This is a genomic window from Rhizobium sp. 25PS6 (genome assembly GCF_032464655.1).
Lineage (GTDB): Bacteria > Pseudomonadota > Alphaproteobacteria > Rhizobiales > Rhizobiaceae > Rhizobium > Rhizobium laguerreae.
The window spans coordinates 101,231-119,862 of the sequence record NZ_JAWDIV010000011.1 but is presented as its reverse complement, the minus strand read 5'-3'; the positions used below and the strand labels follow the sequence as shown (position 1 = coordinate 119,862).

Sequence of the window (18,632 nt, the reverse complement as noted above, 5' to 3'; positions counted from 1 at the left end):
CCGCAATTTGTCTTTGATGCCCCACTCCACGATTATCAGGCCCACAGGATGGCGGGGAGAAACTCGCTACCGACAACCGGCCGAGCCACCCTCCCCCAATCTCGTATTCGCGTCTCACCGTGTCGTATAACCGCCGTCGATAACCAGCACTTCGCCGGTGACATAACTTGCCGCCGCCGAGCAGAGGAACAATGCGGCACCCGCCACCTCTTCCGGCTGCCCGACGCGTCCCATCGGGGTCATGCTGCGCCAGGTCGGGAACCAGTCGGGATTGTCGATGCCGCCGCGCGACAGATCGGTCTCGATGTAGCCGGGGGCGATGGCGTTGACGCGGATATTCTCGGCGGCAACTTCGCTGGCGAGGCTTTTCGTCATCATGTGGACCGCCGCCTTGGAGGTATTATAGGCGACCTGGTTTTGGGGAATGTTGGACACGATGCCCGATATCGAGCCGATATTGAGGATGGCGCCGCCGCCTTGGCGCCGCATCGGTGCTAATGCGGCGCGGCAGGCGCGAAAGACGGCGTCGACATTGACCGTCATGATCTCGCGCCAGATGGTATCGGGAAATTCGCCGCTGTCGCCGTGAATGGCGATGCCGGCATTGTTGACGAGGATGTCGAGCCGCCCCGCCCGCGAAAGAGTCTCAGCGACGAGTTCGTCGGCAGCGCTTTCCTTCGTCAGGTTGACGGCGATGAAATCGCAATCGACGCCGGCCTTGGAGAGCTGGTCTTCCGCGGCCGGATTGCGGGTTCTGCCGGTGATGATGACTTTGGCACCCGCCTCGCCGAGCGCCTCGGCGATGGCAAGCCCGATGCCGCGCGTGCCGCCGGTCACCAGCGCCACCTGTCCGTTCAGGCGAAATCTGTCGAAGATCATGGCCGTTTCCTCTTGAGTGGGTTCGCGAGTGTAGAAGGCGGATGCACTTTCGTCAGATGTCGGCGCTCTGCGGCAGGATGACGAGATCGCGGATGGTGATGTTGCGTGGGCGTGTCAGCATGAAGAGCACGGCTTCGGCCACTTCGTTCGCCTCCATCAGGCCCCCTGCTGCGAGCGCCTCGTCCAGCTTTTCCTGCGGCCAATCGCTGAGAAGGGCCGTGACCACGGGGCCTGGAGCGACGGCGCCGACACGCAAGCCATGCTTGGCCACCTGCCGCCGCAGCGTATGGACGAATGCCTGGACCGCGTGTTTCGAGGCCGTGTAAATCGGCTCCCAGACGACGGGGATCATGCCGGCGACGGAACTCGTCAGGATGATATCCCCGGTCTTGCGCTCGACCATATGCGGCAAAACGGCATGCACCGAGCGGAAGGCGGCATTGATGTTCAGGTTGAGCATCCGGTCCCAGGCATCCGGGTCGCCGCCCAGCACCTCGCCGCCGATATAGGAGCCGGCATTGGCATGGAAGATGTCCAACTGACCGGCTTTCTCCAGAATCTCAGGCACCATTCGTTCGACGCTTTTCGGATCGGTGAGATCGATGACCAAGGGAATGGCGTTGGCGTCGAGTTTCGAGCAGATTTCCTTCAAGGCGTCTTCATTTCGGTCGACCAGCACGACCCGAGCGCCCGCGGCAAGCATGGTCTTGGCGCATTCAAGGCCGATACCCGACGCCGCTCCGGTGACAGCCGCGACTTTTCCAGACAGATCCTGTCCCATTTTCTTCCTCTGCTTTCTGGTTGCTTTAGGCTCGGCCGTGCGAAATTCGCGATCGGCGTGCCAGCGAGTCGACGATGACGGCGACGGCAAGGACAGCGCCGGTGATCATGTATCGAAGCGACGACGACAGATCGAGAAGCGTCAGCCCGCTGGCGATCGACTGGATGACGATGATGCCGAGAAGGGCTGAATAGGCACTGCCGCGCCCGCCGAACAGGCTCGTGCCGCCGATGACTGCCGCAGCGATGGCATTGAGATTGACATCGCCCGTGCCGGCCTGCTGACTTGCCGTCGCCAGTCGTGCGGCGGAGAGAACGCCGCCGGTGGCAGCAAGCAGAGCACACATGACGAAGGCGCTCATATAGATGCGCGAGACGTTGATGCCCGAGCGGCGCGCTGCTTCGCTGTTGCCGCCGACGGCATGCATGGAGCGTCCCCATTTGGTGCGCGTCAGCGCATAATTCATGGCGGCGGTGAGCCCGACGAAAAGGCCGAACATCCACGGAATGCCGCGCGACTGGTTGAGATAGAATGCGACTGCTTCCAGGGCGAGTGTGATGATGACGGCGCGCAGAAGCAGCCCACGGGCCGATTTTGCAGACAGGCCAGCCGCCCGCCGGCGCGCCGAGGTGCGGTAGCTGGAGAAGAAGAAGGCAATGCCGGCAAGCGCCACCAGCAGATAGGCGACCGGGTCCGGCATGACCATGATCTGGCCGAAACTCACGAGCCAGGAACCATAGGGAAGATTGATCGAACCGGTCGCTCCGAGGATATAGAGCTGCAGGCCGAGAACCGCGAGCAGCCCCGACAGCGTCGACACGAAGCTCGGCATCCCGAAGCGGTTGAAGAGAAACGCGTAGAGTGAGCCGATCAGGGCGCCGATAATCATGGCGGCGAGGATCGCCAGGACCACCGGCCAGCCCTGGTTGACCCAGAAGACGCCGACCAGTGCCGAGGCGAAGCCGCTGACGGAGCCGACGGACAGATCGATCTCACCCACCATCAGGATGCAGACGATACCCAGCGAGATGACGCCGACGGTCGAGCAGTCGAACAGCATGTTGACGAGGTTGCTGCTCGAGAGAAACACCGGATTGAGCGCCTGGAACACCGTCCAGATGATCGCCAGGCCGACAATGACCGGCAGCGAACCGAGATCGCCGGAGCGGATGCGATCCCCAAAGGCGCGGATCGAGCCGGCAAGGCTATCGTCGTGATGCACTCTTTCGTCACGTCGGTCGAGGAGCGCAGGTGCTGCGGGTTCATTCTGGATGGTCTTCATCATGGCCTGCCCTCCTCTGTCTGCTGGCTTTGCGCCTGGCGGCGCATCGCGCGGCGGGAGACGGAATTGTTGGATGCGCCGGTGATGGCACTGACGAGCTGTTCGTTGGATGCGTCGGGCAGCATGGTGCCGTTATTGCGGCCGAGCCGAAGAACGACGATACGGTCGGCAACGGCGCGCACATCCTCCATATTGTGGCTGATCATGATGACGGCGAGGCCGCGTTCCCGCACGCGCTCGATGAGGTCAAGCACTTCGGCCGTCTGGGCAACGCCGAGCGCTGCGGTCGGCTCGTCGAGCATGATCAGTTTCGGCTCGAGCAGCAGCGATCGGGCGATCGCTACCGTCTGGCGCTGTCCGCCGGAGAGCGAGGCGACGGGTTCGCGCACGCTCGGAAGGCGGGCCGAAAGCTCGTTCAAGAGCTTCCAGGCGGCGATCTCCATCGTGACTTCATCGAGCTGATAGGGGCTGAGCTCCTTGCCGAGAAAGATATTGGCGACGACGTCCAGATTTTCGCAAAGCGCCAAATCCTGGAAGACGGTTGCGATGCCGAGGTCGAGAGCGGCGCTTGGGCTCGACAGGTTGACCGGTTTGTCTTCGAAGAAGATCGTGCCCGAGCTTGGCTGGTGCACGCCGGCCAGGATCTTGACCAGCGTCGACTTGCCGGCGCCGTTGTCGCCCACCAGCGCCACGACCTCACCGGCATACACATCGAGTTCGATATCGGTGAGCGCCGACACTGCTCCGAAGTTCTTCGATATTCCACGCAGACTGAGGACAGGCTGACGGGAAGGGTCAGGAGTATGAGAGGTTTCAGACATCGCCTGGCCTTTCGAAAAGCGAAAATCAGAAGCGCGACCGGTGGCCGGCCGCGCTTTCCCTTGGCTGGATTACTTGGTGATGCCGAGTTTCTTGCAGCCGTCGGCATAGCGGCCGGTGCACAGCTCCTCGGCGGTGTTGATCTTCTTGTCGATGATCTCGGCCTTGAGGTTTTCGGCGGTAACGACAGCCGGTACGAAGAGCTGTGCGGGCGTGTCGTAGAGCGTCATTTCGGCCTTGATCGTTTCTCCGGCCAAGAGCTTCACGGCGACGTTGGCAGCGGCAGCGGCGACGATTTCACTCGGCTTGGAAATCGTATTGTACTGATCCCCTGCTATGATCAGCTGCAGCGCAGCGATCGTCGCATCATTGCCGGTGACCGGCGGCACCGGATCGACACCCGCCGCCTTGAAAGCTGCGATGGCGCCGCCGCCGGTGCCGTCATTGGCAGCGACCACGCCGACGATCTGCTTGCCGAAGCGGGTGATCTGCCCGCCTGCCCATTGCTGGGCGTTCGCGGGCTGCCAGTTGGGCGTGTCGAATTCGGCAAGCGTCTTGTATCCGCCGCTCGCCAGACCCTCGTGAATGCCGTCCTTGATCAGCCCGGCAGCCGCATCGGTCGGTGAACCGTTGATCTGCAGAATGCCGCCGCCTTCGGTCGGCACCTTCTGTGCCTTCAGATGCTGGACGAGCGATTCCGCGATCGCCTTGCCGATCGCCTTGTTGTCGAAGGAGACGTAGAAATCGGCCTTCCCCTTCGGGATCGGACGGTCATAGGCAATGACCTTGACGCCCTGGCTCTGTGCGAGCTGGACGAGCGATGCGGCGGCCGCCGAATCCACCGGGTCCAGCACGATGACCTTGGCGCCTTGCGTGATCGCCGAATTGAACTGTTGCTGCTGTTTTGCGATATCGGCATCGGCGTTCTGATAGAGAACCTTGCACGACGCGCAAAGTTTCTTCATTTCCGCGACAAAGCCCGGGTGGTCGTGCTCCTCGTAGCGGGTCGAGCCCTGGTCGGGCATGAGGAATGCCACTGTCGCATCCGAAACGGCCGTTTGCGCAAAGGCGGAAGTACCGCCCAGCAAGGACAGGACAAATACCGCGGCGCCTGCCGCCTGTGTTGAGAATTTCATCATTTCCATCTCCTCCCATTGAAAAAATTGTGTAGTGATCGCACTGTTCTGTTGTGGCCGTTCGGCTGAAGGAACGGTCGCGCCTGTCCCGGCGGTTTGACGTTTTTGAGGACAGGCATCTCGGATCACGAGCCGCTCATCGCGTGCTCGCGTTCAAGTCAGTGTCAGTTTTCGTTCCTCCTCCTCGTCCTCCTCTTCCCTTGGACGTGCTCGTTCGGCTCCTCTAGGCCGCCTTTGCCACGTTGATATTGTCACCCAACAACCGTCGGAAACGGGAAGGCGTCATGCCTTTTTCCGCGAGAAACTGCCGGTTGAAGTTAGAAAGATTGTTGAAGCCGACCTCGAAGCAGATATCGGTGATCGATGCGTGGTCATCGCTCATCAGGATCTGGCAGGCGAGGTTGATGCGCAGGCGTTTCACATACTGTACCAGCGACATGCCGGTATGGCGGCGGAAGCCGCGCGAAAAGGCGCCTGTCGATTGTCCAGCAATCGCCGCGAGATCGGCTTCGTCGAAGGATTTGGTCAGGTGTTCCCTGATATAGGCGAGCGCTTTGTTGATGCCGGCCGACATGTAACCGGAAGGATCGGGCAGATAGCTCGGGCTGGCGAGAAGCTGCGCATCCTGTGCGCGGCTGAGCAGGCCGACGATTATCATGAAAAGCTCGATACGGCGCACACCCTGCGCCTGCTGCACCTCGTTCATCAAAGGTGCGACCTGCCGGCTGGTCTCGGCGCCGAAAAGCACGCCGCGGCGGGAGGCTTCGAGAACAGGTTCGAAGGGGCCGAGTTCGGCCAGCACCTTCATCGTGTCGATGATGAAATTCTCGCTGAACTGGATGAGCTGGCATCGAAGCGGGATGCTCGATCCCGTCGGGACATCGCTGATCCAGTTATGTGGAAGATTAGGCCCGGCAAGCACAAGATTACCAGGCTCGAACTCGCCGATGAAGTCGCCGACGAAATACCGTCCTGTTGTCGCCACGACGAGATGAAGTTCGTATTCCGGGTGAAAATGCCAACGAACCGTATGGTAGGGATAGCCATGCGCCTTCGTTGCGAAAGATTCGCCCGGGCGGATCTGAATGACTTCCAAGTCAGGTTCCATTGTTTCCTCCTCCGAGGACGGTTCCAAGCCGCCTGCCAAATTCCCTTTTTGGCTTTATTGTTAAGGGGAGTGTAGTGGGCTCGTGTCACGCCCGCCACCACGATTCCCGGCTAAAACCGATACTTTTTTGACAATCGGCGCTGCGCAACCGGTGTAAGGACGGCAGTAATCCCACTTTGCACATCGTCCAAGGGCCGGCCTCAGGCGGCCAAGGCTGCAATGACGTTTCTGACCAGCGCAGAAGAAGACAGCCGGCTCGTGGCGCAGCTCGGGGCGCCGATCGCACCGACACGCACGGAAACGCCGCCGCGGGCATTGGCGATCGCAAACATCGACTCGTCGGTCAGATCATCGCCGATGGTAATCGGGGAGCGGTTCTTGAACGGGTCGGACTGGAAAAACCGCTCCAGCGCATCGCCCTTGCTCGACCGTGCCGGACGCAGCTCGAACACCATCTTGCCAAGCTGCAATGCCCAGTTCGGCCCGGCGATCTCCGCATAGTGGCGCATGCGCTCATCGAGCACCTTTTCATATTCGGGCGCCAGCCGGTAGTGGGCGGCAACGGCCGCGCCCTTGTCCTCGATCAAGACGCCGGGGTAGTGCTCGGCTTCTGCGGTCAGCGCATGCTTCAGCGCCTGAAATTCAGGTGTCGCCTCGATCGTCTGCATTCCAGCTGCGTTCCTGATTTCTGCGCCGTGCAGGCCCGCTGTCGGAAATGCAAAGGGCTTGAACAGCGCGTCTGCATAAGCAAGCGACCGTCCGGTGACCAGCGCCAAGGCGCCGCCGAGCTTGTTCGACAGGCGATGAAGTTGTCCGGGAAGCGCCTCCGGGACCTCGATCGCATCCGGTGTGGGCGCAAGATTGAGCAGCGTCCCGTCAATATCGAGAAACATTGCCCAGCGGTCCGGCTCCTCCAAGACCATTGAAAGCATTTCCTGGGTAGCGGCATCGTCCTGCACGGCATTCTCCAAACTCTGCAATCATTGAAGCTAGGTCGCCAGTCGGCGAGGGCAAGGTGACTTTTCAGACTCCGGAACATCCAGAGCTAGTCCGCGTTGTATCTCGCCGCCTGTTCGAGACCTCGCGCGGCAGAAGGTACATTGATGCCCAAAGGCAGTTCCGAGCCCCGTGATGAGATCCATGCACCATTGGCACATGGCGCCATAGTTCTGCCGTTGGTGACCATCGATGATTATAACAATGAACTGCGTGACAAGAACGGCTTCGTTGGCGACAACGCCAATAAGAAGACGTTCCAGCAGAAGCTCGACGATTGGCGAAAACGCATCCGCAAGTTTGGGGACGATCCGATCGGCAAGACCGCGACGACAAAGCTTTCCAAGAAAAAGATCGAGGCCCTCTTGACGGGCGACGACATGGAGGCTGCCGCTCTGGTCATGGGAGCGGTGGAGGACTTTGCCCAGGACTTTGCCGAGGTGATCGGAAAGTTCCTCAAGGACGAGCGCTGGTCCAAGACCGAGCGCATTGTCGTTGGCGGAGGCTTCAGGCGAAGTCGCTTCGGAGAACTGGCGATCGCCAGGACCATGGTTCTTCTCAAGGCGGCCGGCCTCAATATCGAGGTTGTGCCGATCGTCCATCATCCCGACGAGGCGGGGCTGATCGGCTCAGTCCATCTCATGCCGGGGTGGATGTTCAAGGGTTATGAGGCCATCCTTGCCGTCGATATTGGCGGCACGAACGTGCGCGCCGGCGTCGTCGAGTTCGGAAAGGAAAAGACACCGCACTTTGCGGATGCGAGTGTCTGGGAATCGGCGATCTGGCGCCATGCCGATGACGAGCCAAGCCGCAGCGGAACGGTAGAGAGGCTGGCGGCGATGTTGCAGGACCTGATCGACAAGGCCGAAAAGGTCAATCTGAAACTTGCTCCCATTATCGGGATCGCCTGTCCGGGCATCATCAAGGCCGATGGCTCGATCGAACGCGGTGGACAAAACCTGCCGGGCGGAAATTGGGAAAGTGACAGCTTCAACCTTCCCGCCGCACTGATCAAGGCCATTCCCGAGATCGGCGACCACAGCACATTCGTAATGATGCACAACGATGCCGTCGTGCAGGGATTGTCGCAGATTCCTTTTATGAACGACGTGTCGAGATGGGCGGTGCTGACCATCGGCACCGGGTTGGGCAATGCGCATTTTACGAATCGCGAGGGAACGAAGGCGCGATAGTGGAATGCCTGCCTCGCGCAACTCTGCACGCAATGAACGCCGGATCGACCGGGCCGTGGGAGCACTATGGTAAATAGCAGGTAAACAAGAAGGAATTCCGCAGACGGAAGCGAACTTGCCGATAAGTTCCGCTAGGGAAGGTAGCCGCTTTGCCGAACAGGAGTGAGATCAGGCTATCGGCAAACGTCTGCGATACCAACGCATGATCCCGATTAGCAGTATCGATCATACCCGCCGCGACCTGATTCGCCTAGCATGCGCTGTTGTGATCTTCGCGGAGGATGACGCCCGCGGGATGTCGGAAACCTATTCGCGCACAACTGCCAGCACCTGATCGGAATGGTGTCATCGGCCTGGCCTGGCGATCGATCGGATCTGCGGACAAACGATCCCCACCTTTCAACGCCCCCTGCTCTCGGTATTCTGCCGATCTAGACCCCGGCCACACCTCCCCTTCCCCGATATCACTCAGCGACAGCGCTCCCTGAAGTGAGGCCCACACCGGAATCTCGGAATTCCGGCGATGCCTCGTGATCGGAGAAAGCGCCGGTTCGCCGGTGCGCCGGCGAAGATTCAGTCTCGCATGACAGATCTCTGCGCGCCGAAGCGATCCGAGACGGCGAGCCTCGCTGCCGAAGGCCGCATTTCAGAGCGGCGCTTGAAGATGGAAGTCTCCCCTCCCCTTTCCAGCGCGGCATCGGAAAAGATGGTGATAACGCCGGTGGGCGGTTCTCGGCAGGTTCAAATTGCGCTTATCTCCACAACCTCACGCAATCGATGCGCAGACGAAAGATGGATCATGAACTTCAAGGGAATAAGCGCTCCGCTCAATGCCGGTCGTCTCGAACAAATGCTGAGCCTTGCTCAGCCACGCCGCGTCGCCGAAACCCAAGACGCAAATGACAAGGCCTCCGGCAGCGAATCCGTCCGCGGGCTGGAGGTCGAAAGTCTGTGCCGTTCGTCTGCCTATAAATGAGAAACGGATCGCCTGATCCGGCATGCCCAAGCGGTGGATGTTGTTTTCCAGTGCGTCGGTAATGGCGTTCTGCCGTGTTGAAATATGCTGAGATGCGCTAAGGGTGGCCGTCGATGGAGGCGGATATGGCGCCGTTGTCAGCTGACAATGGCGCTAAGATTCCGGAATTCCACATGATTTTTTTGTCGAATCCTGTCTGTTATCCATTGGCTAACCAAGAAATCGCTTGACGGAATCGGCAGACTCACGATCATTTGCGCAAAATGACCCGATTTATCAGGATTTGCGTGAATGCCGACCAAGGCCGCGATTGTTGAGAAAACCAAGAGAGCGAGTCGAGTCTCGATCGACGAGACGATCGCGCAGGACTCGACGATGCTCAGCAGCCAATTGCAAGTGCTGTTCGAGCGGTTGTTTTCGCCCGACGCCCGCAAATCGCTAAGGCGGTTCAGCAGCACCGAGACTGCCAAGCTGCTCGGCGTCACCGACAGCTATGTTCGCCACCTCGCCGCCCAGGTGGAAAGCATCAATCCCGAAAAGACGGCAGCCGGTCGACGGGTGTTCTCGCTTGAGGAAATCCATGCGATGCGCCACCATCTCGGGCGCACCAAACCCTCCTATCTGCCGATGCGCCGGCCGGGCGACCATCTCCAGGTGATCGCTGTCACCAATTTCAAAGGTGGCTCCGGCAAGACGACGACATCCATCCACCTGGCGCAGTTCCTGGCTCTTCGCGGCTACCGCGTGCTCGCCGTCGATCTCGATCCACAGGCATCGATGTCGGCGATGCTCGGATATCAGCCCGAATTCGACGTCGGCGAAAACGAGACCCTTTACGGTGCCATCAAATATGACGAAACGCGCCGCGACGTAGCCGACATCGTTCGCCAGACCTATTTTCCGGGGCTCGATCTCATTCCCGGCAATCTCGAGCTGCACGAGTTCGAACACGATACTCCAAAGGCGCTCGCCGACACCAACCGCGACGACAAGGACATGTTCTTCATGCGGGTCGGCAATGCGCTGCATTCGCTGGAGCAGAGCTACGACGTCGTCATCATCGATTGCCCGCCGACCCTTGGCTTCCTGACACTGTCCGCCCTCTGCGCCGCCACCTCCGTCCTCATCACCGTCCATCCGCAGATGCTCGACGTCGCGTCGATGAACCAGTTCCTGACGATGACCTCCGACCTTCTGGCCGTGGTCAAGCAGGCAGGCGGCAATCTCGATTATGATTGGATGCGCTATCTGATCACCCGCTATGAGGCCAATGATGGACCGCAGGCGCAGATCGTCGCCTTCCTTCGCAGTCTGTTCGGCGAGCGGGTGCTGACCTCGATGATGGTCAAGTCGACAGCGGTCTCGGATGCCGGCCTGTCCAAGCAGACAATCTACGAGGCGGGACGCGAGACGATGCATCGCCAGACCTATGACCGCGGGGTGGAATCCGTCGACAGCGTCAATGCCGAAGTCGAGCAACTCATTCGCAGTGCATGGAGCAGGACATGAGCCCAAAAGGACGCGACATCCTGAAGAGCATGGTCGGCGCCGTCGAGCCGACACGGCCGGAAGTGCCGAGCGTGCAACAGCCGCATCGACCATCGGGGGCGGTCAAGGCGATGAACCTGTCGCTTGGACGGCTGGGAGAGGAAGCAGCCGCCGCCAAGGCGCTGCGCGAATCGCTGGCCTCCGGCGACAAGGTGCTGGAGATCGATCCGGCAGCCGTCGAAATGTCCTTCATCCGCGACCGTATCCCGGTCGACAAGGATGCCGAGTTCGAGCGATTGAAGCAGTCCATCCAGGAAAGCGGACAGCAGGTTCCGATCCTGGTGCGGCCGGACCCGGTAAGGGCCGGGCACTACCAGGCCGCCTATGGCCACAGGCGCCTGCGGGCGGCAGCGGAGATCGGGGTTCCTGTTAAGGCCGTCGTGCGAAAGCTCACGGATGAAGAGTTGATCCTTGCACAGGGTCAGGAAAATGGCCCCCGTGTCGACTTGAGTTTTATCGAGCGGGCACTGTTTGCACGTCGCATGGATGAACATGGCTTCAGCCGCGACATGATTGCCAAGGCGCTGGCGACAGACAAGCCGGAAACGTCAAGGCTCTTGCAGGTGGCTCAGACGATCGACCCCGAGATCATTCTCGCCATCGGGCCGGCCCCCAAGGTCGGCCGTCCACGCTGGTTGGCGTTTGCCGAGAAATTCAGGGAGACGGGTGGACAGAAGAAGGCGCGGGCCGCAATCAGTGCCGCCGGTTTCGACGCGTTGGAGACCAACAGCCGCTTCGATGTCATCTGGAAGGCACTGGAGGAGAAGAGCGCACCGCAGCGGGCCGAGCAGACGCTCCGGACCCAAGGGGGCGCGCCGCTTGCTTTGGTGGCCCGCTCCGGCAAAACCTTTCGCATCACCGTCAAATCGGCGGCGTTTTCGGAATTCCTGGCTCAGCGGTTGATAGGCCTCGCCGCCGAGTTCGAAGAGGAAAATGAGGGAAAATGAGGCAGTTAGACCGGTTGTCAGCTGACAATCCGGATAGGAGATAACGCGCAAAAGAAAAAAGCCCCCGAACGTCACCGTCACGGAAGCTTTCCTCGTAGTCTTGAACACCTCCGAGAATCGCACTTCCGAGAATCGCTGTCAAGAGTTTTTGGCGCCGTTTTGGTGAGTGGATTTCTTTTGCCTCGTTGAGGTGGAAGATATGGAAACCGGGAATGTGACGACGCCCTTCGGGCGGCGGTCGATGACGCTTGGCATGCTTGCAAACCAGGTCATGGCCGGGGAGATCAAGCCGGATCAGTCGGTCGACAAGTGGAAATTGTTTCGCGCGCTGTGCGAAGCAAAGCCGCTGCTTGGCATCGGCGATCGGGCGCTTGCCGTGCTCAATGCGCTTTTGAGCTTTTATCCGAAGAATGAGCTGGCTGAGGAAAGCGGCTTGATCGTATTCCCGTCGAATATCCAGCTTTCGCTCAGAACGCATGGCATGGCCGAACAGACCGTCCGGCGCCATCTTGCCGCGCTCGTCGAGGCGGGCCTTCTCCTGCGCAAGGATAGCCCCAACGGCAAGCGTTACGTCCGCAGAGACAGGGCAGGGGAGGTCAACGCGGCTTTCGGCTTTTCGCTGGCGCCGCTGCTTGCCCGTGCCGAGGAGATCGAACAGCTCGCGGCCGCAGTGATGGCTGAGCGGCTGCATGTCCAGCGCCTGCGTGAACGCATCACCCTTTGCCGCCGTGACATTGCCAAACTGATCGAAGCGGCCGTTGAAGAAGAGATCCCTGGGGATTGGCAAGGCCTATACCGCGAATTCCGGGACCTGATCGAAGGCCTGCCGCGATCGCCAACGACAGCGCAGCTTGAACTGTTGCTGGATGAATTGACGGCCCTGCGCACAGATATTCTTAACCGGCTGGAAATACGGGTTAAATCAACAAAACAGCGCGGCAATGCCGATTATATCGAGCGTCACATACAGAATTCAAACCCCGAATCCACATCTGAACTTGAACCAAGCTTCGAAACGAAGCAGGGGGCGATGGCGGAGCAGGGGGCGATGGCGGAGCAGGGGGCGATGGCGGAGCAGGGGGCGATGGCGGAGCAGGGGGCGATGGCGGAGCAAGACAAAGGGCGAGAGGCGGAGACGCTGGAAGAGGGGAGGGGGGAGACAACCCATCCGGCCCGGCAGGAGGAAAGTCGGCAGTCGGGCGGCCGCAACGATGGTGGCGGCCTGAAATCCTTCCCGCTGGGCCTCGTTCTGCAGGCCTGCCCGGAAATCCTTGCCTATGGGCCGGATGGCGTAATCAGCAACTGGCGTGATCTGATGGCCGCAGCCGTCATCGTTCGATCGATGCTGGGCGTCAGTCCGTCGGCTTACGAAGAGGCCGCCAATGTGATGGGTCCGGAAAATGCCGCGACCGTGATGGCATGCATCCTGGAGCGCGGCGGCCACATCAATTCGGCCGGTGGCTATCTTCGAGGCCTGACGCGGCGAAGCGAAAAGGGAGAATTCGCGATCGGCCCGATGCTGATGGCGCTTCTGCGGGCAAACGCCCCGGCCGGCCGGAAGGCTGGATAATGTTCAGCCTCCGTGTGGGCAGCGTGTGGCTAAGCGCGAATAAGCCTTCGCTCCAGAAAACTCTGCATGTCGCGACGTCCGTCTACGACGCAGTAGACGACGACATCCGTGCCCAGGATCCGATAGATCATGCGCCACGGCTTATGGTGCAGTTCCCGATATTCGGAAATTCCGATACCCGCCAACTCCTTCGGAATATTTCCGCGGACGGGGAATTCTTCAAGCTCGGCACACGCGCTCTCAAGCTCCGTCAGAATGCGCTCTGCCGTCTCGGCGCCGTCGCGGCTGGCGATAAATCGATAGAGATCCTCGATGTCGCGTTCCGCATCCTCAGCGAAAAGAACACGATATGGCATTAGGATTGGCTGTCGGCCAGACGTTTGCGGATGCGCGCGAAGGACTCCGCAGCAGGGCGCAGTTTGCCGTCCTCGACTTGCCGGTTGGTGAGCGCCAACACCTTCAGGAGCGCCAGTGTCTCCTGGGTTTCTTCGTATTGGCCGACATCCTGAAGGATGGCTTTCGCCTCTCCGTGAAGCGTAATGACGACCGGCTGCGGATTATCCTTCAGTGTCCGGATGATCTCCGGCGCATGCGCCTTGAGGTAGCTGATCGGCTTGACCTGTTCTGACAGCTTCATTCACTTTCTCCCTTTCGACCAGAATATAGACCATCAAGTGGTCGATTGAAAGAAGCCTTTCGATGGGACTCATTCTCGGTTCACAATCGCCGGGTCCGCACTGTGCTTGTTGAATTGCCGGGCGCCGACAGCTACAGTATCTGGTACGCCATAATACGATTCTTGCATTCGGCTGCCGCGGCGGAAGTTGAGCGTGCAAAGTCCAACACTGAGGTAGAGAATGAGCGGTGCTCTGAAGGACGCAATTCGAGTCGAGCGTCCTGCAAAGACCTTGCGGGAATTAGCGCTCGACAAGGTCCGCGAGGCCATCGTCAACGGATATTTCCGTCCCGGAGATCGCCTTGTCGAGCGTGACCTCTGCGCCCAGCTCGGCGTCAGCCGAACAGTTGTGCGCGAGGTTCTGAGACATCTTGAATCGGAAGGGCTTGTCGCCAATCTTCCGAACAAGGGGCCGATCGTCGCGCAGCTCGACATCGACGAAGCCAAGCAGATCTATGAGATCCGCGGCGCGCTGGAAGGGATGGCGGCGCGGCTGTGCGCGGAGCGCCGCAGCCCGGAGATCGTCGCCGCGCTGGAGGAATCTCTGGCCGGGATCCGCAACAGTTACCGCGACAACGACATGGCAGCTGTGCTGACGAACACCTCTTCCTTCTATCAGACGCTGTTCACGATGGTCGACAGGAACGTTGCCTGGGGTGTCGTCAATCTCCTGACCGTGCGCATAAACCACCTGCGCTCGATGACGATCAAGACGGAGAGACGCGGCATCGAAGGTCCGCTGCAGATGTCGAAGATCGTCGACGCCATCCGCCGCGGCGACGGCGAGGGGGCTTACCGGGCCGCGATGGATCACGTCGCCGCCGCAAGCGCGATTGCCGAAGCAGTGCTGTCCGCCAAGAAGCCTGCCGAATAGGCACGAACGGGGCCCTGTCGCTTCGCCGCAGGCCCTGGCAAAGCGCTCATCTCAGCTGTCGATATCACTCCATTGGCGATGATGTTCCGCGCAATTCACCGAAATCCATACTCCGCGCTTGACACCCAACTTTGTCCAATGTGATGGTATGCCATATTAAATAATATATAAGGCGGTACCATGAACTGGGATGACCGTGACTTCTGGACTCGGCCGGCATCCGCGGGCGCCGCCATGTCGTTTGTCAGCTGACAACGCGCTGACGGGAAGAAAGCGCTGTCCGGTGGGTCGAGATGCGCGCGCGCCAAATTGAAAAACTCCGCCTCGGCCTGAACTGCGTCCTCGCGGGAACCAACTTGACACTCATATATTATGGTATACCATAATACGAAATTGAGAAATGAGGTGCTCGATGGCCATTCAAATTCGCAAGACGGGACTGCAGATCGAAACGACGCTGATTGAAGGCGGCAAGGCCGCGGTGGTTCCGCTGAAGCTGTTTACCGCCTTTGCTGTCGTGAAGAATCCCTGGGCCGGTCGTGGCTTCGTCGACGACCTCAAGCCCGAAATTCACGCAGGCGCTCCGGTGCTCGGCGAGTTGCTGACCAAGATGATCATCGATGCGGTCGGGTCCGGCGAGGCTGTCGAAGGCTATGGAAAGTCCGCTGTCGTCGGCCTGGACGGCGAGATCGAACACGGGTCCGCGCTCATCCACACGCTGCGTTTCGGCAATTTTTATCGCCAGGCTGTCGGCGCCAAGTCCTATCTCGCCTTCTGCAACACACGCGGTCCGGCCAATGCGCCGATCATGATCCCGCTGATGGACAAGAACGATGAAGGCCGCCGTTCGCACTACCTGACCATCCAGACGTCGATCCCCGATGCGCCTGCTGCCGACGAGATCGTCGTGGCTCTCGGTGCTTCGATAGGCGGGCGCCCCCATCACCGCATCGGCGACCGCTACCAGGATCTGAAAGACCTGGGGCAGGACGTTGCCAATCCTGCGGGCGTTTGAGGGAGCGCTCCGAGATGCTGACAGCCGGATCGACGACACGCACCGCTGCAGCAACAAACGCCGCCGGTGCCTTGCCCCGAAAGAAGACGGCAAGCGGAACGGCCTATCATGAGGCCGGCAGCGGAGAGCCGCTGGTTCTCATTCACGGCGTCGGCATGCGGCTCGAGGCCTGGGCTCCGCAGATCGCATTTCTGTCTGCAGGCCATCGCGTCATCGCTGTCGATATGCCCGGACATGGGGAGAGCGCAAAGCTGCCGGCGGGCAGTCGGCTCGAGGAGTTCGTCGCCTGGTTCGGACGTTTTCTCGACGAGATGGCAATCGACACGGCAAATGTTGCCGGGCACTCGATGGGCGCACTGGTTTCGGGAGGGGCGGCCGCGACCTTTGGCGAGCGTATCAGCCGTGTCGCCTACCTCAACGGTGTCTACAGGCGTGACCCCGAGGCAAAGGCCGCCGTGCTTTCGCGCGCCGCGGCCATTCCGGTATCGGGCGTCGACAAGGAAGGTCCGCTGGCCCGCTGGTTCGGCGATGATGCGGACAGCGTCACTGCGCGTGAATTGACACGAAAATGGCTGAACCTCGTCGATCCCCAGGGATATGCCGTCGCTTACGCCGCCTTCGCGGGAGGAGACGAGACCTACGCCGACGGCTGGAAAGACGTGGCTGGTCCGGCCCTGTTTCTGACGGGGTCCGATGATCCGAACTCGACGCCCTTGATGGCAAGGCAAATGGCAGAGCTCGCGCCGCGGGGCTACGCCCGCATCGTCGAAGGTCATCGCCATATGGTGAACCTGACCGCGCCTGATATCGTCAATTCGCTGCTCGCTGAGTGGCTATCGTTCGGGGAGGATGAACGATGACAATCCAGACTGTCGACCCAAGAGCACTGCGAGATGCATTCGGGGCCTTTCCGACCGGGGTGACTGTCGTCACCGCCTGCGACGGGGAAGGACACCCGATCGGCTTCACGGCGAACTCCTTCACCTCGGTCTCGCTCAATCCACCGCTTCTCCTCGTCTGCCTTGCCAAGACGTCGCGCAATTTTGGCATCATGACCGGAGCGCAGCATTTTGCGATCAACGTGCTTTCGGAAACGCAGAAAGACGTGTCGAACACCTTTGCGCGACCGGTCGAGGACAGGTTTGCGGCGGTCGAATGGGCCAAGGGATCGGCAGGCTGCCCGATATTCTCGGACGTTGCGGCCTGGTTCGAATGCGCCATGGAAGAGGTCATCGAGGCTGGCGACCACGTCATCTTGATGGGGCGCATCGAAGCTTTCGACAATAGCGGCCGCAATGGTCTCGGCTATGCGCGTGGCGGTTATTTCACGCCGACGCTGGCAAGCAAGGCGGTGTCCGCGGCAAGCGAAGGCAATATGGAACTTGCAGCCGTTGTCGAACGCCGTGGGGAAGTTCTGCTGCTCGGCCAGGATGTGCTCTCCCTGCCGAGCGTCGACGCCCATGACGGCAACCCGACCGAGACGCTGCAAAAATACCTGGAGACATCAACCGGGTTGAAAGTCAGCATCGGCTTTCTCTATTCGGTTTATGAGGGCAAGAGCGACGGCAAGCAGCACATCGTCTATCACGCCGTTGCCGGAGAGGGCGAGCCTGCCGGCGGCAGGTTCTTGAAGCCTGACGCACTGGTTGCGGCAAAGTTCAAGACCAGTTCGACCGCCGATATCGTCAACCGTTTTGCGATGGAAAGCTCGATCGGCAATTTCGGCGTCTATTTCGGCGACGAGACCGGCGGCACTGTTCACCCAATTCCAGCCAAGGACGCAAAAGCATGAAGTTCTCCCTCTTCGTCCATATGGAACGGCTCGACGCCAGCCAAAGCCACAAGAGCCTCTACGAGGAATTCGTCGCGCTTTGCGAGATCGCCGACAAGGGCGGCATGCACGCGATCTGGACGGGTGAGCACCATGGCATGGATTTCACCATTGCGCCCAATCCGTTTGTGACCATTGCCGATCTGGCGCGCCGCACATCGCGGGCACGGCTCGGAACGGGGACGGTGATCGCCCCCTTCTGGCATCCGATCAAGCTTGCCGGCGAGGCCGCCATGGCCGACATCATCTGCGATGGCAGACTCGACATCGGTATCGCGCGGGGGGCCTATTCCTTCGAATATGAACGTCTGCTGCCCGGTCTCGATGCCTGGGGTGCCGGCCAGCGCATGCGTGAGCTCATCCCGGCGGTCAAGGGCATATGGGCCGGCGACTACGCGCATGACGGGGAATTCTTCAAGTTTCCGTCGACCACGTCGGCGCCGAAACCGCTGCAGCAGCCGAACCCGCCCATCTGGGTGGCGGCGCGCGATCCGAACTCGCATGAATTTGCCGTCGCCAATGGCTGCAACGTTCAGGTCACGCCGCTCTGGCAAGGCGATGACGAGGTTCAGTCGTTGATGGAGCGCTTCAACGACGCCTGCGCCAAGAATCCCGAGATCGAGCGGCCCAAGATCATGTTGCTGCGCCATACCTATGTCGGCTCGTCAGAGGACGATGTCGCCCAGGCCGCCCATGAGCTCAGCGTCTACTACAATTATTTCTTCGCCTGGTTCAAGAATGAGAAGCCGATTGCCCAGGGTCTGATCGAGCGCATTCCGGACGAGCAGATCAGAGCAAACGCGATGTTGTCGGACCAGGTCATGCGCACCAACAATGTCGTTGGCGACGCTGAGACTGTCATCGCCCGGCTCAGGGCGTATGAAGCGCTCGGCTATGACGAATATTCCGTCTGGATCGACACCGGCATGAGCTTCGAGCGCAAGAAGGCGTCGCTCGAACGCTTCATCACCGAGGTCATGCCGGCGTTTCAGGAGTAAGAC

Annotated in this window: 19 protein-coding genes; 10 read left to right on the top strand and 9 right to left on the bottom strand. The window is 60.4% G+C overall.

All coding sequences use genetic code 11. The features are described from left to right. Positions 1 to 114: 114 nt before the first annotated feature. From RWK44_RS17440 to otsB, 7 genes are all read right to left on the bottom strand, one after another. On the bottom strand, positions 115 to 879 hold the full coding sequence (locus RWK44_RS17440) for an SDR family NAD(P)-dependent oxidoreductase (protein ID WP_077980898.1): 765 nt from the start codon (positions 877 to 879) through the stop codon (positions 115 to 117). Between the two features lie 52 nt (positions 880 to 931). Beyond that, complete coding sequence (locus RWK44_RS17435) at positions 932 to 1,660, bottom strand: SDR family oxidoreductase (protein WP_077980899.1); 729 nt, start codon at positions 1,658 to 1,660, stop codon at positions 932 to 934. 25 nt (positions 1,661 to 1,685) lie between these two features. Next, complete coding sequence (locus RWK44_RS17430) at positions 1,686 to 2,945, bottom strand: sugar ABC transporter permease (protein WP_077980900.1); 1,260 nt, start codon at positions 2,943 to 2,945, stop codon at positions 1,686 to 1,688. Beyond that, entirely contained in the window at positions 2,942 to 3,763 is an 822-nt protein-coding gene (locus tag RWK44_RS17425) for an ATP-binding cassette domain-containing protein (RefSeq protein WP_077980901.1), read from the bottom strand. The genes RWK44_RS17430 and RWK44_RS17425 overlap by 4 nt, the downstream gene beginning before the upstream one ends. A gap of 69 nt (positions 3,764 to 3,832) precedes the next feature. Continuing rightward, positions 3,833 to 4,906, bottom strand: coding sequence for an ABC transporter substrate-binding protein (locus RWK44_RS17420; RefSeq protein ID WP_020047782.1), 1,074 nt, complete (start codon positions 4,904 to 4,906; stop codon positions 3,833 to 3,835). Positions 4,907 to 5,120: 214 nt separating this feature from the next. Further along, a complete protein-coding gene (locus RWK44_RS17415) occupies positions 5,121 to 6,005 on the bottom strand; it encodes an AraC family transcriptional regulator (protein ID WP_222011094.1) in 885 nt (294 codons plus the stop codon). A 200-nt stretch (positions 6,006 to 6,205) separates the two neighbouring features. Then, entirely contained in the window at positions 6,206 to 6,985 is a 780-nt protein-coding gene (gene otsB / locus RWK44_RS17410) for a trehalose-phosphatase (protein WP_020047778.1), read from the bottom strand. Between the two features lie 123 nt (positions 6,986 to 7,108). Here otsB and RWK44_RS17405 point away from each other — a divergent pair, with 123 nt between their 5' ends. The 5 genes from RWK44_RS17405 to repC all read left to right on the top strand — a co-directional run bounded on the left by RWK44_RS17405 (position 7,109) and on the right by repC (position 13,235). After that, positions 7,109 to 8,194 (top strand): ROK family protein, encoded by a 1,086-nt coding sequence (locus RWK44_RS17405; protein ID WP_168282405.1) that lies wholly within the window; start codon positions 7,109 to 7,111, stop codon positions 8,192 to 8,194. A 658-nt stretch (positions 8,195 to 8,852) separates the two neighbouring features. Next, positions 8,853 to 9,170, top strand: a complete 318-nt coding sequence (locus RWK44_RS17400) for a hypothetical protein (protein WP_316029206.1) — start codon at positions 8,853 to 8,855, stop codon at positions 9,168 to 9,170. 291 nt (positions 9,171 to 9,461) lie between these two features. Then, entirely contained in the window at positions 9,462 to 10,679 is a 1,218-nt protein-coding gene (gene repA / locus RWK44_RS17395; protein ID WP_029873516.1) for a plasmid partitioning protein RepA, read from the top strand. Next, complete coding sequence (repB, locus tag RWK44_RS17390) at positions 10,676 to 11,665, top strand: plasmid partitioning protein RepB (RefSeq protein ID WP_131641974.1); 990 nt, start codon at positions 10,676 to 10,678, stop codon at positions 11,663 to 11,665. Before repA ends, repB begins: the two co-directional genes overlap by 4 nt. Positions 11,666 to 11,864: 199 nt before the next feature. Next, positions 11,865 to 13,235, top strand: a complete 1,371-nt coding sequence (repC, locus tag RWK44_RS17385; RefSeq protein WP_316029171.1) for a plasmid replication protein RepC — start codon at positions 11,865 to 11,867, stop codon at positions 13,233 to 13,235. Between the two features lie 29 nt (positions 13,236 to 13,264). Here repC and RWK44_RS17380 read toward each other — a convergent pair whose 3' ends face one another. Together RWK44_RS17380 and RWK44_RS17375 are read right to left on the bottom strand one after the other, a co-directional pair. Beyond that, complete coding sequence (locus RWK44_RS17380; RefSeq protein WP_131641976.1) at positions 13,265 to 13,591, bottom strand: type II toxin-antitoxin system RelE/ParE family toxin; 327 nt, start codon at positions 13,589 to 13,591, stop codon at positions 13,265 to 13,267. Next, positions 13,591 to 13,872, bottom strand: coding sequence for a type II toxin-antitoxin system Phd/YefM family antitoxin (locus tag RWK44_RS17375; protein WP_065284557.1), 282 nt, complete (start codon positions 13,870 to 13,872; stop codon positions 13,591 to 13,593). The genes RWK44_RS17380 and RWK44_RS17375 overlap by 1 nt, the downstream gene beginning before the upstream one ends. A gap of 220 nt (positions 13,873 to 14,092) precedes the next feature. Between RWK44_RS17375 and RWK44_RS17370 the strand changes: the two genes are divergently transcribed. The 5 genes from RWK44_RS17370 (at position 14,093) to RWK44_RS17350 (ending at position 18,629) form a co-directional block, all read left to right on the top strand. Then, a complete protein-coding gene (locus RWK44_RS17370) occupies positions 14,093 to 14,785 on the top strand; it encodes a GntR family transcriptional regulator (RefSeq protein ID WP_130794663.1) in 693 nt (230 codons plus the stop codon). A 412-nt stretch (positions 14,786 to 15,197) separates the two neighbouring features. After that, complete coding sequence (locus tag RWK44_RS17365) at positions 15,198 to 15,800, top strand: amino acid synthesis family protein (RefSeq protein ID WP_316029170.1); 603 nt, start codon at positions 15,198 to 15,200, stop codon at positions 15,798 to 15,800. Positions 15,801 to 15,814: 14 nt separating this feature from the next. Beyond that, complete coding sequence (locus RWK44_RS17360; RefSeq protein WP_316029169.1) at positions 15,815 to 16,660, top strand: alpha/beta fold hydrolase; 846 nt, start codon at positions 15,815 to 15,817, stop codon at positions 16,658 to 16,660. Then, on the top strand, positions 16,657 to 17,592 hold the full coding sequence (locus RWK44_RS17355) for a flavin reductase family protein (protein ID WP_316029168.1): 936 nt from the start codon (positions 16,657 to 16,659) through the stop codon (positions 17,590 to 17,592). The genes RWK44_RS17360 and RWK44_RS17355 overlap by 4 nt, the downstream gene beginning before the upstream one ends. Further along, positions 17,589 to 18,629, top strand: coding sequence for an LLM class flavin-dependent oxidoreductase (locus RWK44_RS17350; protein WP_316029167.1), 1,041 nt, complete (start codon positions 17,589 to 17,591; stop codon positions 18,627 to 18,629). Before RWK44_RS17355 ends, RWK44_RS17350 begins: the two co-directional genes overlap by 4 nt. Positions 18,630 to 18,632 lie beyond the last annotated feature (3 nt).